General features: G+C 39.5%; 17 protein-coding genes. 13 read left to right on the top strand and 4 right to left on the bottom strand.

Features of this window, described 5'->3' with window-relative positions; translation table 11 throughout:
* Positions 1-207: 207 nt before the first annotated feature.
* Positions 208-1,527, top strand: coding sequence for an ATP-binding protein (locus tag QZL88_RS00860; protein WP_296937973.1), 1,320 nt, complete (start codon positions 208-210; stop codon positions 1,525-1,527).
* A gap of 130 nt (positions 1,528-1,657) precedes the next feature.
* Here the strand turns inward: QZL88_RS00860 and QZL88_RS00855 are convergent, their stop codons facing one another.
* Positions 1,658-2,716, bottom strand: a complete 1,059-nt coding sequence (locus QZL88_RS00855) for a class I fructose-bisphosphate aldolase (protein ID WP_296937971.1) — start codon at positions 2,714-2,716, stop codon at positions 1,658-1,660.
* Between the two features lie 255 nt (positions 2,717-2,971).
* On the opposite strand from QZL88_RS00855, the gene QZL88_RS00850 reads away from it, so the two are divergent.
* The gene (locus QZL88_RS00850; protein WP_296937969.1) at positions 2,972-4,705 is read left to right on the top strand and encodes a phosphoenolpyruvate carboxykinase; all 1,734 of its coding nucleotides are present in this window, start codon (positions 2,972-2,974) and stop codon (positions 4,703-4,705) included.
* Between the two features lie 47 nt (positions 4,706-4,752).
* Here QZL88_RS00850 and QZL88_RS00845 read toward each other — a convergent pair whose 3' ends face one another.
* Positions 4,753-6,093, bottom strand: coding sequence for a Na+/H+ antiporter (locus QZL88_RS00845; RefSeq protein WP_296937966.1), 1,341 nt, complete (start codon positions 6,091-6,093; stop codon positions 4,753-4,755).
* A 252-nt stretch (positions 6,094-6,345) separates the two neighbouring features.
* Between QZL88_RS00845 and QZL88_RS00840 the strand changes: the two genes are divergently transcribed.
* From QZL88_RS00840 to QZL88_RS00790, 11 genes are all read left to right on the top strand, one after another.
* Entirely contained in the window at positions 6,346-6,609 is a 264-nt protein-coding gene (locus QZL88_RS00840) for a DUF2089 family protein (RefSeq protein ID WP_296937964.1), read from the top strand.
* A complete protein-coding gene (locus QZL88_RS00835; protein WP_296937963.1) occupies positions 6,599-7,207 on the top strand; it encodes a hypothetical protein in 609 nt (202 codons plus the stop codon). Before QZL88_RS00840 ends, QZL88_RS00835 begins: the two co-directional genes overlap by 11 nt.
* Positions 7,208-7,226: 19 nt before the next feature.
* Positions 7,227-8,216: an alpha/beta hydrolase gene (locus QZL88_RS00830; protein WP_296937960.1), complete on the top strand. Its 990-nt coding sequence runs from the start codon at positions 7,227-7,229 to the stop codon at positions 8,214-8,216.
* A 180-nt stretch (positions 8,217-8,396) separates the two neighbouring features.
* On the top strand, positions 8,397-9,839 hold the full coding sequence (locus QZL88_RS00825; protein ID WP_296937958.1) for an SWIM zinc finger family protein: 1,443 nt from the start codon (positions 8,397-8,399) through the stop codon (positions 9,837-9,839).
* A 43-nt stretch (positions 9,840-9,882) separates the two neighbouring features.
* Complete coding sequence (locus tag QZL88_RS00820; protein ID WP_296937956.1) at positions 9,883-11,733, top strand: HEAT repeat domain-containing protein; 1,851 nt, start codon at positions 9,883-9,885, stop codon at positions 11,731-11,733.
* A gap of 20 nt (positions 11,734-11,753) precedes the next feature.
* The gene (locus QZL88_RS00815; RefSeq protein WP_296937954.1) at positions 11,754-12,851 is read left to right on the top strand and encodes an AAA family ATPase; all 1,098 of its coding nucleotides are present in this window, start codon (positions 11,754-11,756) and stop codon (positions 12,849-12,851) included.
* A gap of 29 nt (positions 12,852-12,880) precedes the next feature.
* The gene (locus QZL88_RS00810) at positions 12,881-13,444 is read left to right on the top strand and encodes a transposase (RefSeq protein WP_296937952.1); all 564 of its coding nucleotides are present in this window, start codon (positions 12,881-12,883) and stop codon (positions 13,442-13,444) included.
* An 8-nt stretch (positions 13,445-13,452) separates the two neighbouring features.
* Positions 13,453-15,744 carry a DUF5682 family protein gene (locus tag QZL88_RS00805; protein WP_296937950.1) on the top strand — a complete coding sequence of 764 codons (2,292 nt, stop codon included), beginning with the start codon at positions 13,453-13,455 and terminating at the stop codon, positions 15,742-15,744.
* Between the two features lie 5 nt (positions 15,745-15,749).
* Complete coding sequence (locus tag QZL88_RS00800) at positions 15,750-16,682, top strand: hypothetical protein (protein ID WP_296937947.1); 933 nt, start codon at positions 15,750-15,752, stop codon at positions 16,680-16,682.
* Positions 16,679-17,836 carry a VWA domain-containing protein gene (locus tag QZL88_RS00795; RefSeq protein WP_296937946.1) on the top strand — a complete coding sequence of 386 codons (1,158 nt, stop codon included), beginning with the start codon at positions 16,679-16,681 and terminating at the stop codon, positions 17,834-17,836. Before QZL88_RS00800 ends, QZL88_RS00795 begins: the two co-directional genes overlap by 4 nt.
* Before the next feature lie 98 nt (positions 17,837-17,934).
* Positions 17,935-18,303, top strand: coding sequence for a hypothetical protein (locus QZL88_RS00790; protein WP_296937944.1), 369 nt, complete (start codon positions 17,935-17,937; stop codon positions 18,301-18,303).
* A gap of 1 nt (position 18,304) precedes the next feature.
* Here the strand turns inward: QZL88_RS00790 and hemN are convergent, their stop codons facing one another.
* A complete protein-coding gene (hemN, locus tag QZL88_RS00785; protein WP_296937942.1) occupies positions 18,305-19,672 on the bottom strand; it encodes an oxygen-independent coproporphyrinogen III oxidase in 1,368 nt (455 codons plus the stop codon).
* A complete protein-coding gene (locus QZL88_RS00780; protein ID WP_296937940.1) occupies positions 19,650-20,894 on the bottom strand; it encodes an MFS transporter in 1,245 nt (414 codons plus the stop codon). The genes hemN and QZL88_RS00780 overlap by 23 nt, the downstream gene beginning before the upstream one ends.
* Between the last annotated feature and the right edge of the window lie 4 nt (positions 20,895-20,898).

Genomic DNA, 20,898 nt, shown 5'->3' with positions numbered 1-20,898 from the left:
CGGAAAAGTATACAGGATACGAGATACAAGTTGTTAACTGTAAATAGTGTTACCTTTGTTACCTTTTAACTATATATAGTTAACGGATGCAAAAACAGCAAGAGAGAAACGATGAAAAAACTGTCAGATGTGTCAGGTTTTAATATTTTATAGTTAATTAATGTAAAAGGTTTCTTTGAAAACAGGAAAAAAAAATGATTGAGAAATATGTTTAAATCGATAGAATATAAACTCTTCATATATATAGGGCTGCTGATACTTTCGGTAGCTGCCGCTACATACTGTTTCCTTGAAAAAGAATATGTATACGGGCCATTGTGTATCCTGATTGCTGTATTTTCCATTAACAGGCTGCAAAAACACTATAAAAAATTCAACCAGAATATTTTATTCCTGCTCAATGCTCTCGACAATGGTGATTATTCATTCAATTTTGCAGAAACCAAACTGTCGAAACGAGAACAGGAATTGAATCAGATGATGAACCGGATCAAAGAAATCCTTTCCAAAGCCCGTAAAGAAGTTATAGAAAATGAAAAGTTTCTGAGTCTGATAGTAGAAAGTGTATCTACGGGAATTATCATATTGGATGAACATAACAATGTACTGATAATAAACAGAGCAACTAATGAGTTGCTGGGTATGCCGGTTTTCACTCATTTAAACCAATTGAGGGTAATAGATGATTCTCTGCCTGCTACATTCATCAATTTGGAGATAAATGACAATAAGTATCTGAAAATAGCCAATGAACGGGAAGAGACTCAAATCAGCCTGCGCGTATCCAAAATAACACTGAAAAGAGGTACAATGAAAATCTTTACACTTAATAGTATCGGAAACGAACTGGAGGCGAAAGAGATGGAGTCGTGGGTACGTCTTATCCGGGTGATGACACATGAAATAATGAACTCGATAGCGCCTATCACATCACTGACAGATACATTGCTCTTCTCTTATAAGCTATCTCAGGATGTCCCATCGGATAATCTTCGTCAAAACACAGTGGATGCTCTCGAAACCATCAGTTCCACGGCTAAAGGGCTTATGGTGTTTGTGGAGTCGTACCGTAAATTTACGGGAGTACCCAAGCCTCAACTGGAAGAGTTTGATCTGATTCCTCTGATAGAAAAGGTCGTTAGCCTGGAGTCGGCATTGATGCAGGAAAAAGGAATATCTTTAGAATTGCAATGCGCTCAATCGTCATTGGTTGTAAATGCTGATGAATCACAAATTACGCAGGTATTAGTCAATTTGGTAAAAAATGCAGTTGAAGCTTTAGATATAAATGAAAGTATCAAAATAAAGATCGGTCATACCGACAACAAAACGAATATAGATGTATGTAATAATGGCAAACCTATTCCACAAGAAGTGATACCAAATATATTCATTCCGTTTTTTACGACTAAAAATACGGGGACAGGAATAGGGCTGAGTATATCCCGTTACATAATGCGGCTACATGGAGGTAACCTCAAGCATCATACTAAAGAGGGGTGGACTGTTTTCAGTATGATATTTTGATCGGATCCATACTCTTCTTTTGATGAATTTATCAGATTGCAGCTATAGAAATTGATATTAAAAAAAGAAGCCCTACACGTGGGGTGCAGGGACATCTTCAGCAACTATAATAAAAAACACTAGACTTAGCTCACGCTAATTTTATATCTTTATCTAAATATACATCTTGTATAGCATTGATGAGTTCCACTCCTTCTTTCATCGGGCGCTGGAATGCTTTTCGTCCGCATATGAGTCCCATCCCACCTGCACGCTTATTTACCACGGCAGTGTATACAGCATCTTTTAGGTCGGAAGCCCCGTGCGATTCTCCTCCTGAGTTGATCAAGCCTACACGTCCCATATATCCGTTGGCTACCTGGTAACGACAAAGATCGATCGGATGGTCCGATGCCAGTTCAGTATACATACGTTCATCCCATTTAGAGAAATTGACAGCTTTGAAGCCTCCGTTATTAGTAGGCAGCTTTTGCTTCACTATATCGGCTTTTATGGTTACGCCTATATGGTTTGCCTGGCTTGTCAGGTCGGCGGCACTATGATAATCTACTCCGTCTTTCTTGAAATCGCTATTTCTAAGGTAACACCAAAGGATTGTAGCCATTCCCAATTCGTGCGCATACTCGAATGCTTTAGCTATATCAACAATCTGCCGGCGACTTTGTTCGGATCCGAAGTAAATTGTTGCTCCAACGGCTGCTGCTCCCATATTCCAGGCCTCTTTTATGGTGCCGAACAGTACCTGATCATAAGCGGTAGGATAGGTCAGTAGTTCATTATGATTGATCTTCACAACGAATGGTATTTTATGCGCATATTTGCGGGCTACCGATCCTAGTACTCCGTAAGTAGATGCTACGGCACTACATCCTGCTTCTATAGCTAATTTTACAATATTCTCAGAATCAAAGTAGATTGGGTTTGGAGCAAAGGAAGCTCCTGCACTATGTTCGATATCCTGATCTACAGGCAGAATTGATAAATACCCCGTATCGGCAAGTCTACCATGGCTGAATAAGCGTTGAAGACTATTCAATGTAGGTATGTTGCGGTCCGAATCTATCCAGATATTATCTATAAAATTGGGTTCGGGTGCATGAATTAACGACTTGTCGATAGTTTTGCTTACATGTCCGAGCAGGTATTCACTTTTATCGCCCAGAATGTTTGTAATTTTAGAATTTGCCATAATATTATTGTTTTAATGTATATGTAATAATTCATATCCATTGTATTTGCTTATCCTTTATTATAAAACAAAGTTGGTACATATAAGTTCTAAAATGAGTAGATAATTTATATACTTCTAAAAGAATATTTAACATATAAGCCTTATTTATAACGTGTCAAAATAACCGAAAAGTTAAAAAAAACTGTTACCTTTGCTTAGATAGTTCTAAGGAAATTAATCTTTTTGTATTTATTTAACCATATATAAAACATTATGTTACACGAATTTACGCTTTCCAGAGGAAGAGCAATGATTAACTTTACGCTCAAATATTGCGATACGAAACAAAAACTGCTTAATAGTTATGGATTCAGACGAGTTGTCGAATCTTTCATTAAACAGGTTTTGAAAAAAGATGAAGGAGTCATATATGACTATTACATCACTCATTTCGGTAGCGAAGACGAAACAGTGGATTCCCTTATAGAAGTCTTTAAATTGCTGACAGTATTTGAAATAGATGAAGTAATTGCAGTTGATAATAAATATTCGAAATTCTTTGAAGATAAACATCTGTTTATAGAAGTTACCGAATTGCTTTTTGCTTACTGGAAAAGGCTTGAACGTTATACTATTGTAAGAAATACAAGGGTAGGGGATGGATTACAAAATGTCCGTTTCATTCAGGCCAACGATATGTTCAATGATCTTGTATTATCTACAGGTCGCAGGATACAAACTACCGTCAATGGTCACGAAACGCGCGTTTATCGCCAGTCTGTAGCCGGAGCCAATGCCGGACTTACATTGAACGATGTAAACTGGAATTGTCCGGTGGAATATAAAGGATTAACATCTATACCTTTTATCAGCACTGTTGTTTTTCAACCACCATATATTTCTTATACAAAGAGAAATACCCGTGACGGAATATTTCAGGAGCACCAACAAAATCCATTGGTGAACGTTGTGCTAAATGAAGATGACTGGTTTGTATTTCCCGCCAAGGTAGGTAATATGCTTACCTTTGTTTATTTTCATAAAGATTTTATGGTTCATGGTATTGGACTGGCGAATCTGTTTGAATTGGCAACGGAAACCGAATATATCGGTAAAAAACCCGATATGATATATGTATTCGGCTATCCTGACGGATACGAAGAAAAGCGAACATTCTATTATAAAGATAAAAAGAATGATATTCTTATCGGTTATGCTAATTATTGCGATGATATCGATTATTTCGGCTATATGAAAAAAATGCTTCTTACATTGCATAATGTGAAGCAGATAGATACAGGCCGTTTACCTATTCACGGAGCTATGGTAAACATTGTACTTCGCAACGGTAAAGAATCCAATATTATCATTATGGGAGACAGTGGTGCCGGAAAATCGGAAAGTCTGGAAGCATTCCGTACCCTGAATGAGAATTACATTCGTCACATGCGTGTAATCTTCGATGATATGGGATATCTGAAAAAAGAAAAAGATGGTACAATTAAGGCATACGGAACCGAAATCGGAGCATTTGTCCGTGTAGACGACCTTGATCCGGCTTATGCTTTCGAGCAGTTGGATAAAGGAGTATATACCAATATGGATAAAGTTAATGCCCGTGTTACAATACCTATCTCTACTTATGAGATTATATCCAAAGGCTATCCGATCGATTATTTCCTTTATGCGAATAACTATAATGAGGCAGATAAGAAAATCCTTATTTATGACAATCTGGATCATGCCATTCAGGTATTTGAAGATGGTGCCCGTAAAGCAAAAGGAACTACAACCGAAAAGGGACTGGTGAAATCATATTTTGCAAATCCGTTCGGACCTGTACAGGAACGCAAAGAAACAGAGGCTTTGGTTCGCCAATATTTCAAAGATATGAAGGCAGCCGGAGTAAAGATAGGAGAGATGCATACATCGCTCGCTATCGATGGCAAGACAAAAGATGGTCCGCGCGAAGCTGCTGAAGAGTTATTCACTCTAATAAATGAATGATAGATATTAACTATATAGAGAGGCTTCGGTACTATCCGGAGCCTTTTTTATTTGAGGGGGACAGATTCTGCCTTTTGTTGTTCCATATCTTCATCGCCGGTTTCTATTTTCAGCCATTTAATCAGTAAAGGTAAGCCCATACCTTGTATAAGCAGCATCAATACAACAACTAATACGGTAAGAAATATAATGCTGTTGCGCTCGGGAAAAATAGTCCCATTATCCAATGTAACAGGCAAAGCAATCGCTGTAGCAACAGATACGATCCCCCGCATGCCCGACCAGCCGATAAGTAATGCATCCTTCCAAGTAAGAGCCTTCACATGTTTTATCCTTTCAGCCCGGCGGGACGATATTTTAGTTTCATATGCATTACTATTTACAATAGAAACTAATTTGTCCAGCTTAAACTTATGTCTGAATACAACGATTATACGAATGAGTAAGGCTATTACAAAGATGGCAAAGGCGCTAATTACGAGAGGAATGACTGATGATGGAGGTATCTCCCTAAGCACCTGCGGCAATTCCAGTCCGATAAGTATAAAAACCAGTCCACTTAGCAAATAAATGATTATGCTCCACACCGAACGTGATTGCCCGCGTGTGACCTCCGACAATAGTTTGTTCTTATGTACACGTCCGGCAATGAGCACACCCATAAATACAACAGCAAGGACTCCCGAGACATTCAGCTCTTCGGCAAACTGATATGCTACGAAAGGCAGCATCAGATTCAGACTGACAATGGCTGTACTTTCCAGCTTCACTCTCGATACTGTATATCCAAACAAGAAAGCCATAATAGCGCCAATGAGACAGCCTCCTAGTATGGTAACAACAAATTCCAGTCCGGCTTCCCATACCGAAAATATTCCACCTGTAGCTACACCGAGGGCAATACGGTAAGCAGTAAGAGCCGATGCATCGTTTATCAGGCTTTCACCTTCAAGAATTGTATTTGTACGATGGGATAGGCTCAGGCTTTTGGTTATCCCCGAAGTGGCAATTGCATCCGGTGGGGATAATATCGCCCCTATAACGAATGCTACCGGCCACGATATGTCGGGAATCAGGAAACGGGCTACTATGGCAATTGCAATCATAGATATGAAAACCAATGTGACAGCCATCATGGAAATAGTTCCAAAATTAGCTTTGAAATCCTTAAACGGCATATTTACGGCAGCATCGTAAAGCAGGGGCGGTAGAAATAATAGGAATACTACATCGGGATCGATAGGTACATAATGAAAGCCGGGGATGAATCCCACCGCAATGCCCGCAACCATTAACAAGACAGGATAAGGTATTTTTACTCTGGGAGCAAGAACTGATATTGCTATGGCTATAGCCAGCAGGAAAAGTATAACATGATAATATTCCATATATAGATGCTATGTATAATCGGGATTAAAGATAAATAAATTGCAGCTTATATATCCATAGGATTTTTCCACTTACAAAAGAAACAATAGTAAGATGCTTATAGTTTTTCAAAAATAAAATTAAATAAAAGCTAATATTGAATTAATAAAAATAGTATATATATAAATTTATTTTTATAAATATTAAATATTATTTATTGTATTTTTGATATTATTGAAATAATTATTAGTTTTGTGAAAATAGAGAAAATTATGTTACCATGTAATTGCCCGAGCTGTCAGGCTCAATTGAAAGTAAAAAGTTTACTGTGCGAAAATTGCGGCACAGAAGTACACGGATTATATGCACTCCCAGTATTGGCACGCTTGCCTGTAGAAGAGCAGGAGTTTATCCTCAAGTTTGTGAAGAATAGCGGTAGCCTCAAAGAGATGGCTAAAGACCTAGGTTTAAGTTATCCTACGGTGAGAAATTTATTAGATGATATAATAGAAAAAATAAAAAGCTATGAAAAATAACAATTCGATTGCAGCATGGTTGTTCACCCCGTTCAGATTTATAGCAGGCACAAAAGCACTTATTATTGGCCTGGTTGTTATGCTTCTTTTATCCATATTAGGATATTTGAGCAATACTCATTTTGATGGGGCACTCGACATTCATTATGGATGTCTGACTACCGATACTTTGTATCTACCCCATATCATATACCAATTGGTGGGGTGGGGATTACTTACTCTTGTGTTTTATCTGACAGCCCGTATCGTGACCAAATCATCTATACGGCTGATAGATATTACCGGAACAATGGCATTGTCGCAAGCGCCGTTGATATTTGCGGCATTGTTAGGATTTATACCTTCTTTTCATATTTGCATAGGCGATATCAATACAATAAATATGGGTGAAATGATGGCTGTACTGAAAGAAAATGCAGTGATGATGACTGTGGCAGGATTAGTTACGATGCTGTTTGCCATCTGGTCTATTGTTCTCAAGTATAATGCTTATTCGGTATCGGCTAATATAAAAGGGGGAGTAGGCGGGATATCATTTGCAATCGCATTGATTGTTGCCGAAATCCTCTCTAAAATAGTTCTGTATATCATTTTGTAAATATCTAAAAATGAATGCTATGAAAAGAAAATTACTTGGACTTCTACTCTATTTGATACTTATCATACTTCTCTTATTCTTTTTCACAACAAGGGCATCGGCACAATTACTGGTTACAGAAGAACCCATAGTCTTAAAAACCAGTACAGGAGATATTTATGGTACACTAAAAGTCCCGGTGAATAATAAACCAATCCCGGTAGCGCTGATTATTGCCGGTTCCGGTCCGACAGACCGAAACGGGAATCAGCGCCAGATGAAGAATAATTCTCTGAAAATGCTATCTGACGGATTATTTTATAATAATATAGCAACGCTTTGTTTCGATAAACGGGGTATTGCAGAAAGTAAGGCCGCCGGAAAAGATGAAGCTGATTTACGCTTCGATGATTATATAAATGATGTGCGCAGTTGGATTGACCTTCTGGCTAAGGATAAACGGTTTTCGGAGATTGCCATCGTCGGACATAGCGAAGGCTCGCTGATAGGAATGATTGCTGCACAGGATAATAAGAAAGTCTCTAGATATATATATATTGCAGGAGTGGGTGAGCCGGCAGCAAATATATTGAAGGAACAGTTGAGTAAACAAATGGCTACACAGCCACAGGTGGCAAAAGATATGATATTTTCATATATAGACAAATTAGAGAAAGGCGAGACCATCACAGATGTTCCTGCTTCGCTCAATATGCTTTTCCGTCCAAGCGTACAACCTTATATGATTTCCTGGTTTAAGTATAATCCGCAGGAAGAAATTTCTAAATTGACGATTCCCGTTCTTATATTACAAGGCACAACTGATATTCAGGTAACGGTAAAACAAGCTGAACTACTGGCCGATGCAAATAGTAAAGCTCAAAAAATCATTATCGATAAAATGGATCATGTAATGAAAAACAGTGAAACTACTGATCAGCCAACACAAATAAAAGATTCGTATACAAATCTGGATAAGCCTGTTATGCCGGAAGTGATAAAAAATATAAGTAGTTTTATTAAAGAATAAGTGTTTCTTAAAAAAAGTGAAACGGAAAGCCACATTATTGTGGCTTTTTTATTGAAGATAAGTATATTAACAAGTTTTTGTCCTTTTATAAATAGTTTATAGCAAATAGCCCATTCCTAAAATAATCTTATAAATTTGTATTCGGCTACACAGAAGTATAAACCGGACACTAATTATATAATGGAAATAACACAAAAGAAAATCGAAGAATTGGCTCCCAATGCCGATGCGGCCAAGAATGGCCGGGACCTGGTAAAGAAAAACAAATTTGCAAATCTCAAAATCTCATCCGAAAAGAACCTTATCTGGGGCGAATGTGCCGGAAGCGGTAAGAATCCTTACTATTGTTCAGCTGATTATATAGAGGAAAATAATCCTGTATTCAGATGTAATTGTCCGAGCCGGCAATTTCCCTGTAAGCACGCCATAGGATTACTATACGCTTATGAAGCCAACAGCGGAGCGTTCACAGTTACGGATGTGCCGGAAGATATTCTTTCGAAACGTGAGAAAATAGAGAAAAAACAAGAAAAGAAAGAGCTGGAGAAAGAGTCTATAAAAGAAAAAGCAGAAAAACCGAAGAAAATAAATAAGGCCGCTTTTGTAAAGAAAATAGATGCCCAGCTCGCAGGTATAGATATTGCAGAAAAAATACTGAAAGACATTGTACAGACGGGGCTTTCATCAATTGATGCCAAAATTTCGAGAACTATACAGGCACAGGTAAAAGAACTTGGTAACTACTATATCGGCAGCATACAAACCGCTTTCAACAATCTGTTACTGGAATTGGGAGAAGTGGAGAACGAAGAATATACACAGGTTATAGACCAGATTAATTTTATATCCGCCCTCTTGAAAAAAAGTACTGATTACCTGAATAAACGGAAAGAAGACCCGGAAGGGAACCCTGAACTGGATTCGGCTATCGAAGAGCAGATCGGATATGTCTGGAAACTGATAGAACTTATGCAGTATGGACTGTATGAAGAAAACGGAGAGCTAATCCAACTATCATTTAACAGCTATGATAATCAGGCACGCAAAGAGTATGTAGATGAAGGCCTTTGGCTTAGTCTCAAAACAGGCAGGATATATAAAACGGAAAATTACCGTCCTTACCGTGCTGCCAAGTATATAAAGGAAGATAACAGCTCATTCGATGTACTGCAACTCAAAGAAATGTATATCTATCCCGGTGACCAGAATCCACGTGTACGCTGGGAAGCCGAAGCGGTGAAAGAACGCAAACTGACAGCTAAAGATTTGGCAACCATACTTGCTTTCGCATCAGCCAATTATGCTGATACTATAAAAGCCGTAAAGAATACAATAAAGAATCCGTTGAAGGACAAGCATCCGGTAGTACTGCTTTCGCTTCACAAAGCATATCTGAACGGAGATAATCTTGTAGTAGAAGATAAGCAGGGAAACAAGCTGACATTGAAAGATATAGAAGAGCAGAATGTATCTTCGGCAACCAACTTGAAAGCAATCCTGCCATCCACACCCGAAGGCTTTGCCCTGACGGTGATGGTGAACAATGATGTGCAGACAGGATTGTTATCCGCACAGCCGATGTCGCTTATCACACCCGAAAAGATAATAAGGTTATTGTATTAAACCTTTAAATTCTTAAACATTAAATCTTTAAATTGAAACTTCAATGAAACTACAACCATTATACGACCTTCAACAAGAAATAAACCGCCTGTTTATAGCAGGAAGTAAGTTTGCCAAGGGAGATCCTCGCCTGCAAAAGCATATTCCCATACTCCAAAAACTAGGCGAAAAAGCATCTGTATTCGGCAAATTGGCTAAAGATATAGAAGAACTGCTAAATACCGATGCACAGCAATCATCCGAAAAGTTGATGACTATATCTACGTTGCTTTATTCTATCCTTTACACTCAGGGTGAATTGGTGGAAACTGATGTAGAAGAAACACCACAGACCCCAAATATCCCATTGGATGAAGTAAATACCGAATATTCATACTTGCAACTGAAACCGGTGATGCAGGCTTTGACCACCAGCAATTCAGGACGGCTGGAGATACTGAAAGATGCATTGGAGCGGAATATATTTAACGATTCACGCACCTATCAATACCTGGATATTGCTTTGGGAGATAAGTATGCCGAATTGTGCGACTATGTAGAAAAAACGATTATACCAAAGGTAGGAAAACCTATTGTTCCGTTTCTGATTCAGAATTTTAAATATGAAGATAAGACGGAAAATGCAAGACGATTACGTTTATTAAATAAGTTCAATTATGCACAATTGCCGGAAATGGTGGATAAGATATTATCTGAATCCCTCCCTGTTCTTCAGGCGGAAGCAATCCATATATTGAGTGGTGACTCTAAAAATGAAGAATTGATTATAAAACTGGCCGATGACAAGAATAAACTGGTGCGGGAAGCAGCCTATATGGGATTAGTGGAGTTGGGAACACGTGCCAGCCTTGAAAAGCTGAAAGATGTATATATAAATAATAAGAACAAGACAAATCTTCCGGCAATAGTTACAGCACTAGCTTCTTCGAAGCTTCCATTTTTTTTTCAAGAAATTTTTAATCAGGTTGTCAAAGCCTTCGAGGAGTTCGTAGCATTAGACAAGGATGCACTAGATAAATATTATATTGATAAACTGGAAAGATTTAGCCATAACATTGAAATTTTAGAAAATAAAAACAGCCCTGAAGTTATAGATTTTTACAGTAGAGTACTAAGGAGTAGAGAGTATAATGAATTAATTTCGACTAAAAAGAACCAGTTGGAATATATAGCATCAAATATAACCAGCAACATAACGAAAGGGCTGAAAGCTTTCCCTAATGTTCAAGTGATAAAATTTTACGAAACAAACATGAACGATATTCCCGAAACCAACTGGAAACGTTCTTTATGGGGATATTATTTTTATGATGCAATAGAGGCCGGATATTCTAAAGAAAAAATGTTTGATATTTTCAGCCCTCAATTTCGGCGAAATACTATTGGCATTAATCATTTATATACAGTATACACCGATGACGAGAATTATTATTACAGTAACATAAACGAACATAATATCAAAGTAGATACAGATAAAATAGACAAACGTTGGTTAGAAATTCTTTACAGTCTGTTTACCGTCGATAAATACAAATGGAGACATGAGCATGACAGGGCTTTACGTCTTATCAGTGCTTGTGAACCTGAAAGTGAAAAGCTGGATAAATTACTCGTGAAATTAGTTGGGTTCACTATGCCGGGTGATCAGGTTTCTATTTTCAGAATCATAATGGAACGAAAAGTAAAAGATCGTTTCGATATTATTTACTCTGCAATGGCTAAATATGCACCCAAAACTTATTATTATGTACTTAATTCCCTTAAAAATATAGGAATATGGAATCAGTTTCCGAAAGAATATGCGGCCAAATACAGAGAATTATATAAGAAGAATCCATTGCAGATATATGAGGATATAGCAGACGAAATAGAATCCTCCCATAACAACTTATAACTTATAACTTTCATATACCTATGTCAGACAAAAAACAAGATGTACTACGGCTACCTGCCGAGTTATTATATGCGCACGAACTGGATGCGCTGAAAGAAGAAGATAAAAAAGAGGAAAAGCCAATTGGTTGGCAACTCTCGCCAAAGGCAGTGTTGAAATTTGTAGTAGGGGGTAAGGCTAATGGCATTGACATTACTCCTAAATATATAGGCCACAACCGCCTTATAGAAATAGCAATTGCAACGCTACTTACCGACCGCTCTTTACTGCTTATCGGGGAGCCGGGGACAGCAAAATCATGGTTGTCGGAGAATCTCACGGCTGCTATCTGTGGCGATTCGGCTAAAGTGATACAAGGTACAGCTGGAACAAGCGAAGAAGCTATCCGCTATTCATGGAATTATGCTATGTTACTGGCCAATGGCCCATCTAATGAGGCATTGATAAAAAGTCCGATATACCGTGCAATGGAAACGGGTAGTGTTGCCCGATTTGAAGAAATATCGCGTTGTGCATCCGAAGTTCAAGATGCGCTGATATCAATCATGTCGGAAAAAACAATCGCTATTCCCGAACTGGGAAAAGAACTTCCTGCTCAACGTGGGTTCTCTATTATTGCTACGGCGAATACACGGGATAGGGGCGTGAATGATATGTCTTCGGCATTGAAGCGCCGTTTCAATATTATCGTATTACCTGCTCCGGCTAATCTGGAAACGGAAGTATCGATTGTAACTAAGCGTGTAGCCGAAATTTCCGGTAATTATCGTTTGAAAGCTAATCTGCCTACCAATGAAGCCATAGAAAAGATAGTTACTATCTTCCGTGAACTACGTCAGGGGCTTACTCTGGACGAGAAACAAAAACTGAAATCACCGAGTGGAGTAATCTCTACTGCGGAAGCAATTTCGCTGATAACAAACAGTATGGCGTTAGCTGCCAGCTTCGGTAATGGTACTATAACCGATGAAGACCTTGCCGCCGGATTACAAGGGGCTGTTGTAAAAGACGAGGACAAGGACAAACTGGTATGGAAAGAATATCTCGAAAATGTAATGAAAAAACGTGGGGCATCGTGGCGCGGATTGTATAATACATGTAGTGATATGAACGGGTAATGGCCTTTTCATATTGAAAGACACAGAAAATGGGCCGGCAGAATCCACCTCAACGATATAGCATTCGCCTTTATGAATATGATTATTCGCAAGAAGGATTATATTTTGTGACCATTTGTACGAAAGATAAGGTATGTTTGTTTGGAGATATTGTTGATGGCGAAATGGTGTTGAATGATGTGGGGAAAATGATCAATGAACAGTGGCATAACTTAAAACAATATTATATAAATATCGATTTACATGAATATATTGTTATGCCAAACCATATACATAGTATAATACAAATTGTTGACGATGTTGTAGGGGTGCCCCTTGTGGGTACCCGTAATATAAACGGGCAACCACAAGGGATTGCCCCTACAACGCTAAACAGCAAAACGCTAGGGGATATTATAGGCTCGTTCAAATCGATAACCACTAATTTATATATCCATGGAGTAAAACAAAATAATTGGACAGCGTTCAATGGAAAACTATGGCAACGCAACTACTACGAACACATTATCCGTAACGATGATTCACATCAGAAAATAACAGAATACATTTGCGAAAATCCTAAATATTGGCAAACAGACGATTATTACAATTAGAATAAAAAATGACCAATCACTATAATATTTTCGGTGTACGACATCTGTCGCCGGGAGCATCCTATCACCTGATACAATACCTGGAGGAAAAGAAACCCAAATGTATCCTGATAGAAGGACCTTCCGATGCTACGGATATGCTGCATAATATTGCAAACAAGGCTGTGAAACCACCTATTGCAGTATTAGCCTATACTACCGAACTGCCTATCGAGACCGTGCTGTATCCTTTTGCATCCTATTCTCCCGAATATCAGGCGATATGCTGGGGTGTGAAGAAGAAACTGGATGTACGGTTTATCGACCTTCCCTCCGATATAATGCTGAAACTACGACAGGAAAGGTACAGGGAGGCAAACGAAACAGCAGACGAATTCTATATGTTCCATAACGGGCTTTACGACAAAGTAGCCAGGCACTATGAAGAAGACGATTACGAAAGTTACTGGGAGCGGAATTTTGAACATAACCTCAATACTGGTACATTCAAGGAAGGATTGAGTTACCAATCGGGACAGATACGGGATATGGTAGTGGATAAGGAATATGAAAGTGTCCCTTACGATTATTCGTATAATCTTATCCGTGAGGCTTATATGCGCAGGGAAATACAACAGGTTATCGCAGAAGGTTTTAAGCCGGAAGAAATAGTCATTATTGTTGGTGCATACCATGTATCGGGTATTCAATGTGATTTACCTCCGATGTCGGATGCCGAACTCAATAATATTCCCCGGGTTGCTTCTCAGATTACGCTGATGCCGTATTCATATCTTCGCCTGAGTAGCCGTACAGGATATGGTGCCGGAAACCGTGCACCGTACTACTTCGAATTGATGTGGAAAGCCATACAGCAGGACAGAATGGGAGATTTATCGGCTGTCTATCTCTCAAAAATAGCTAAGGCATTGCGTGAAAAAGGAGATAATGCCTCGTCTGCAAGTGTGATCGAAGCTGTACGGTTGGCAAATGCTTTGACTTCGCTGCGTGGAGGTTCGCTCCCTGTGTTGAAAGACTTGCACGATGCTGTTGTTACCTGCTTTGGTGGAGGTGATTTGCCTTCCGTTGCCGAGGCTATTAATAAGGTGGATATAGGAACGGCTATCGGTAGTTTGCCCGAAGGCGTGAGCCAGACTCCGGTTCAGGAAGATATGAATCAGGAACTGAAACGCCTGAAACTAACCAATTATAAATCAGCAGTAGCGCAGGAACTTACTCTTGATTTGCGCGAAAATCTGAAAGTAAAGACAAAAGATGCTGCCTTTATCGACTTGAACCGCTCTACCTTTTTACATAGGTTAAGAGTATTAGGTATACACTTTGCCGAACAGGTACGTGTATCTCAGGATAGTGCCACATGGGCCGAAAAATGGATTTTGCGCTGGACACCCGAAGTAGAGATTGAAATAGTAGAGGCTAATCTGAAAGGTGAAACGCTTGAAATAGCGGCCGCCTACCAGTTGAAAGAACAATTGAATGAATGCGCCGATGTTTCGCTTGCTGCCAAAATTATCCGGCAGGCTTGCGAATGCCATCTGACAAATATATTTGATAATGCACTAAGTACCTTACAGCGCTTACTTGTTGATTCCAATGATTTCAAGGAAACGGCATATGCTGCGCACGAACTATCAATATTGATACAATACGGTGACTTGCGGCAGTTCAATCTGGAACCGTTAATCCCTATTCTGCAACAATTATTCCTGCGCTCGTCGCTATTGCTTGTAGATGCTTCGTCTTGCGACGATAAGGCCGCCCGTAGTATTACACAAGCCATCAATGTGATGGAACTGATATCGCAGCAGCAATACGAAACCGTAGATGTGGAAACATGGCAGAAAGAATTGCTGAAACTGGCATGGCGCGACGACTTGAATACAAAACTGTCGGGTACGGCATTTTCTATTCTGCTGGAACACAATCTGACCAGTGAAGACGACTGTGCAAAGGAAGTTTCGCGACGTTTATCCCCCGGTGTCCCTGCTGATTTGGGTGCGGGATGGTTTGAAGGCCTGTCGGGAAGGAACCGCTATGCATTGTTATCGCGTGTCTCGCTTTGGAAGGAGTTGGACAAGTATGTCGAGCAACTGGACGATGAAGAATTTTTCCGTTCGGTTGTTTTTCTGCGGCGTGCATTCGGGGAGTTTGAGCCAAATCAAAAGAATAGTATTGCCGAATTGCTTGGCGATATCTGGGGAACAGGTGCAGAAGTCACGGCAGAGATATTGCAATCTGAATTGACAGACATAGAAACAGAAAAACTGGACGAATTGAATGATTTTGACTTTGACTTTTAGTATTTATGAGTATAAAAAATATAAAACTGGACGACAGGATAAGATATAAAGCCTATCATAAGAGCGATACGGACTTTGCTGCCTATGCCAGATTGATTCAAAGTATTTGGAGGGAAGAAAAAGGGTATAAGATAGGCTCTTATATAGTGAAAACTAAAGATATAGAATTAGGTAATTATATAAAAAAGGAAATTGCATTCAAAGATGGCTGCAATTTTCTTACTCAAACTATTCGCGATGTTGTAAAACAAGCAATAGAGCATAAAGAATCCGGTGCTAAAATAGAAAAAAACAGATTGTATACTAATTTATTATCTAGCCAGCCATTAGCCTTTAACCTTTTCGCTGAATTAAAAATTAATCGAGATCTGGCTACAGCATTTTTTGCCAATCAATTTCCAGAAAAGGTAGAGACGGTGATAGATATACTCTTTGAACATTCGGAAGGAAGAGGTAAAATAGAATATACAGGAGATCATTCTGCTTTTGATGTATTTGTGAAATTCAAGCATCGTAGAGGAGGTATTGGTTTTATAGCCATTGAAGTAAAGTATGCTGAGAATATGGCAGATACTCCGGCAACTCACAAAATCAGATATGAGGAGTTGTCAAGGAATAGTGGTATTTTCTATGAAAATATAGATGCACTGAAACGAAAACATATTCAACAAATATGGAGAGATCATTTATTGTCTATAGCTCATGTAAAAGAATCCAATCAGAAATACACTGAAGGTATCTTCGTCTTTTTGTATCCATCCGAAAATGAACAATGCCAGAATGCAGTTAATAAATATAGGGCGCAACTAGTTTCGGATAAAGAAGATGAAACCGGTTTCTGTCCGAGACTATTGGAAGATTATATTGCTGCTATAATGGATATTACGAATGATAAGTGGATTAAAGATTTAAGAGAACGATATTTTAGAGAAATATGAGTGATAACAAAAATACAACCCGTTGGCGCCTCATACTCGGTTCCGATACCCGTGCTTTGGCCAATGTGGGACTGAACGAACAACAGTCGGTAATGGACGCCGCCCTTGCTGCCATTTATGATGGGAATACCTCGCAAAGTGGGGCAGGAGGTAAGAAAGGCGGGCTTGGTCCCTCGGCTCCTAATCTGGCAAAATGGCTGACTGATGTCCGTACATTTTTTCCACAGGATGTGGTGAGTGTAATACAGTCGGATGCTATCGAGCGAAAAGGACTTACTAAATTATTATTTGAACCTGAAACGCTTAAAAATGTGAAGCCGGATATCTCGATGGTGGGTACATTGATGGCTCTGAAAGGGCAAATACCCGAAAAATCGAAAGAGACCGCACGCCAACTGGTAAAAGAAGTGGTCGACGAGATAATGAAGCGTATGGAGCAAAATCTGCGCCGGGCAGTTACAGGGGCATTGAATAAAAAAGCACATTCACCTATCAGCAATTTTGCTTCCACAGACTGGAAACGAACCATAAACCGTAACCTCAAGAATTACGATACGAAAACAAAACGCCTTATCCCTGAAAAGTTCTACTTCTTTGAGCGCAGTCAGAAACAAAAGAACTGGACGGTGATACTTGATATAGACCAGAGCGGTTCGATGGCCGATTCTATTATCTATTCATCAGTGATGGGTTCTATCTTTGCCAGTATGCCTACATTGGATACGCATGTGGTGGCGTTTGATACACAGGTTACAGACCTGACGGAACTTTGCCGAAACGACCCTGTCGACATGCTTTTCGGTGTACAATTGGGAGGTGGTACAGATATAAACAAATCCGTAGCTTACTGTCAGGAGTTGATAACCAATCCTCGAAAGACGATGTTTATCCTCATTTCCGACCTCTATGAAGGCGGTGTGCGTGCGGGATTGCTACGAAGATTGTCACAAATGCACGAAGATGGAGTAAAAGTTATAACTTTGTTGGCATTATCCGATACTGGACGTCCTGATTATGACGCAAATCTGGGTAAAGAGATCAGCAAGTTGGGAATCGCTTGTTTTGCCTGTTCACCGGATAAGTTGCCTGAATTAGTTGAAGCAGCTTTGAGAGGGATGGATTTGACAAAGTTTGGACAAAAAGATAAAGTATAAGTCTTAATGAAGTAATGAGATAATATGCCGATATGCCAATGTTTTCGATAAAGATAATTGGCATATTGGCACATTAATAATTGGCATATTAATATCCCATGAACGAAAATTATAATAACTATAAACAGCATACCAACGTCGGTTTCCGTATAATATCCATCTTCACTATATTACTGAGTGGATATATGATGTGTGCATACTTCTATTCGTTTGGAAATGCTACTTTTTTCGAAACGGTATCGAAGCTCCCTACTGGAGAAGTACCGCTTGCGGAATCCTATTATATGGAAACGGTAAAATATCCGGTCAGGGATTTTATTTATGGTACTTTGTTTTTTATCACCCTGATCTGGGCAATAGCATCGACAGCGAAACGAAACGTCAGGTCATTGTCTATATGCCTTGTTACCGCGATAATGTTATGTGTCGCCGTATTCCTTATAAATGAAATATTGATTTATAGCTGAATCAGATAGATTTAGAATATCTGTTCTCCTTTGTATCTATCAGTTTGTCGAAAGACGCAGCTACATTGCGGACAAAAGGAGCAGCATCGGGAAGGATGCTTATATAATCCTCATTATACTCTATAATCCCATCGGCAGCAAATGCCTGTAATGCTGTTTCGTTATAATTAACCGCAGATTTTATCTTCGTCACAGGAATATTCAATGTATTGGACAGCTCCGGCCAATTGACCGTATAATTACACATTAGTTGAGAAATAACCTCGCGTGTAATCTGTTCCTCTTCATTCAATATATAGCCTTTTGCAATAGGGAAAACACCTTCGTTTATTTGCCTGATATAAGTATTCAGGTCTTTAGTATTCTGGCTGTAGGCAGTTGCCAGCTGGCTGATACCTGTTATGCCGAATGCGTAAACCTGCCCTGTAGTCCGGCGAGTGCAATATCCCTGAAAATTACGGTGCAGCGCTTTCGATTGTTGAGCTGCGAATAATTCATCGTCAGGAAGTACGAAGTGGTCGAGTCCGATAACTTTATAGCCTACATCGGTTAATAGTTTTTTCGCTGTTGTATATAGCTGACTCTTTATTTCCACCGATGGTAAACCAACTTTCTCCAGATTCTTTTGCAATTCGTTTACCCAGGGTACATGCGCGTAAGAGAAAGTAACTATCCTGTCGGGACGCAGTGCGATGGCTCTGTTAATTGTTTTGGTAAATGATTCTGGCGTTTGCAGCGGCAGCCCATATATAAAATCCATATTCAGCGACACATTCCTGTTGCGTAATATGCGGACTACATCTTCCATAGCCATTCTCGGGGCTTTGCGGTTCGATGCTTTCAATACCTCCTCGTCAAAGTCCTGTACTCCGAGACTGATACGGTTGAATCCGGCATCTACAAGCTCATTCCAATACACTTCATCGGCATAGCCGGGATGGCATTCAATGGCTATTTCGGGGTTTTCTATACAATCGAACTCCGATAATATCAATTCATTCAGTTCTTTAAGTACCGATACGGGCTGCGATGTCGGCGTACCTCCACCGTAGTGTATCTGTGATATTTTGCGATTACGGTCGAGTAGGGGTAGCACCATTCTGATCTCCTTCTTCAACGCATCTATGTACTTCAGTACAATGTCGTTATCTCTTAGCAACTGTGAATTGCATCCGCAATAGAAGCACATATGATAACAAAACGGAATGTGAATATACACAGAGATATGCTGCGGATTTTCCTTATTCGATTCTACTACGATCTGACGGAACTTTTCAGCAGTAAACGATTCGTTGAAAAAGTTTGCAGGTGGATAGCTCGTATATCTTGGTACAGGTATGCTGTATTTATTCAGTAATTCTTGTTTCATCTTTTTCCTTCGGTGCTTTTAATTTGAATGCAAAGAGTATGAATGTGAGTGAAATGGCTGCAATACACATTTCCACAGCAAACAGACCTTTGTATGTAATCATGGCGGCTATCTTACCCGAACTGACGCCCATTATGATGCCGCTAAGGTGCGTGATAACCGTTTGTATCGTAAAATCCGTCCCTTCATATCCTTTTCGTACACAGTCCATAGCAGTGGTATATACCACAATAACAGACAGGCCGTAGCTTCCCCATAGGAGAGAGATACCTAAATGTAATGTCGCTATATTAACGGGTAATACAGTTACCAGCAGGCAGAAGTATATGGTAGTAATTAACGTGAATACGGCAAATATAAGGCGAGCCGCATGTCGTCCTATCTTACGAACAATAAAACCGCCTCCGAACGATGCAAGGCATCCGATGGAAGTACCTACAATACCCGACATAACGCCTATTTCTTTCATACCGTACCCATAGTCTACAAGCATAGGTTTCAGCATGGCTAAAATACCGATCAACCCGGCATAATAGAAAAACAGGAAAACGATTTGTTTCCATATACCCCGTTGCTTGAAAAATCCCAGTATATCATTTGCTGTAGCTTTTTCGGCTTGCTTTTCTTTTATAATCTCATTACCCCTGTTACCTTTGAAGAAGAAAAGTGGGATAAGCGCTATGATGACGAATAAGGCGAGAAAGGGCAGGAGATTACCCCATCCGAATTTGTGGTAAAGCAACAGTAAAAAACCTCCACCGACCATTGCCCCGGCAAAGCTCCCCATCGATTGCATGCTGTTAGCAAGGCTCTTGTCTTTTTTACTGAATGATAGTACAGCTAATGAATCGGTTGCTATGTCTTGTGTAGCGGATGCAATAAATGAGAGTATGACAAGTCCTATTATCAGGTAAGGAGTGGTTTTGAAATCGAGGAATGAAACAGCAAGGATAATACTTGCATAGATAAGTTCGGAAGAGAATATCCAGCGCTTAAAGTCGTTCAGCTTATAAGTTGAGCGGTCTACCATCGGCGACCACAGGAATTTGAGTATCCAGGGCAGTTTGAGCAACTGAAGCATACCTATTGTTTCCAGGGAGAAATTCTGTTGCCGCATAATAACGGGAAGCACCGTGGAAAAAAAGCTCATTGGTATCGACTGCGCAATATACAGGCAAAAAAATGTAAATAAGTGCCCCCCTTTTTGATAGTTTAGCTTCATCCTG

Origin of the sequence: uncultured Dysgonomonas sp., from assembly GCF_900079725.1 — a bacterium.
Taxonomy (GTDB): domain Bacteria; phylum Bacteroidota; class Bacteroidia; order Bacteroidales; family Dysgonomonadaceae; genus Dysgonomonas.
Note: the sequence above shows the minus strand (reverse complement) of the source record. Positions and strands in the feature narration are given on the sequence as shown.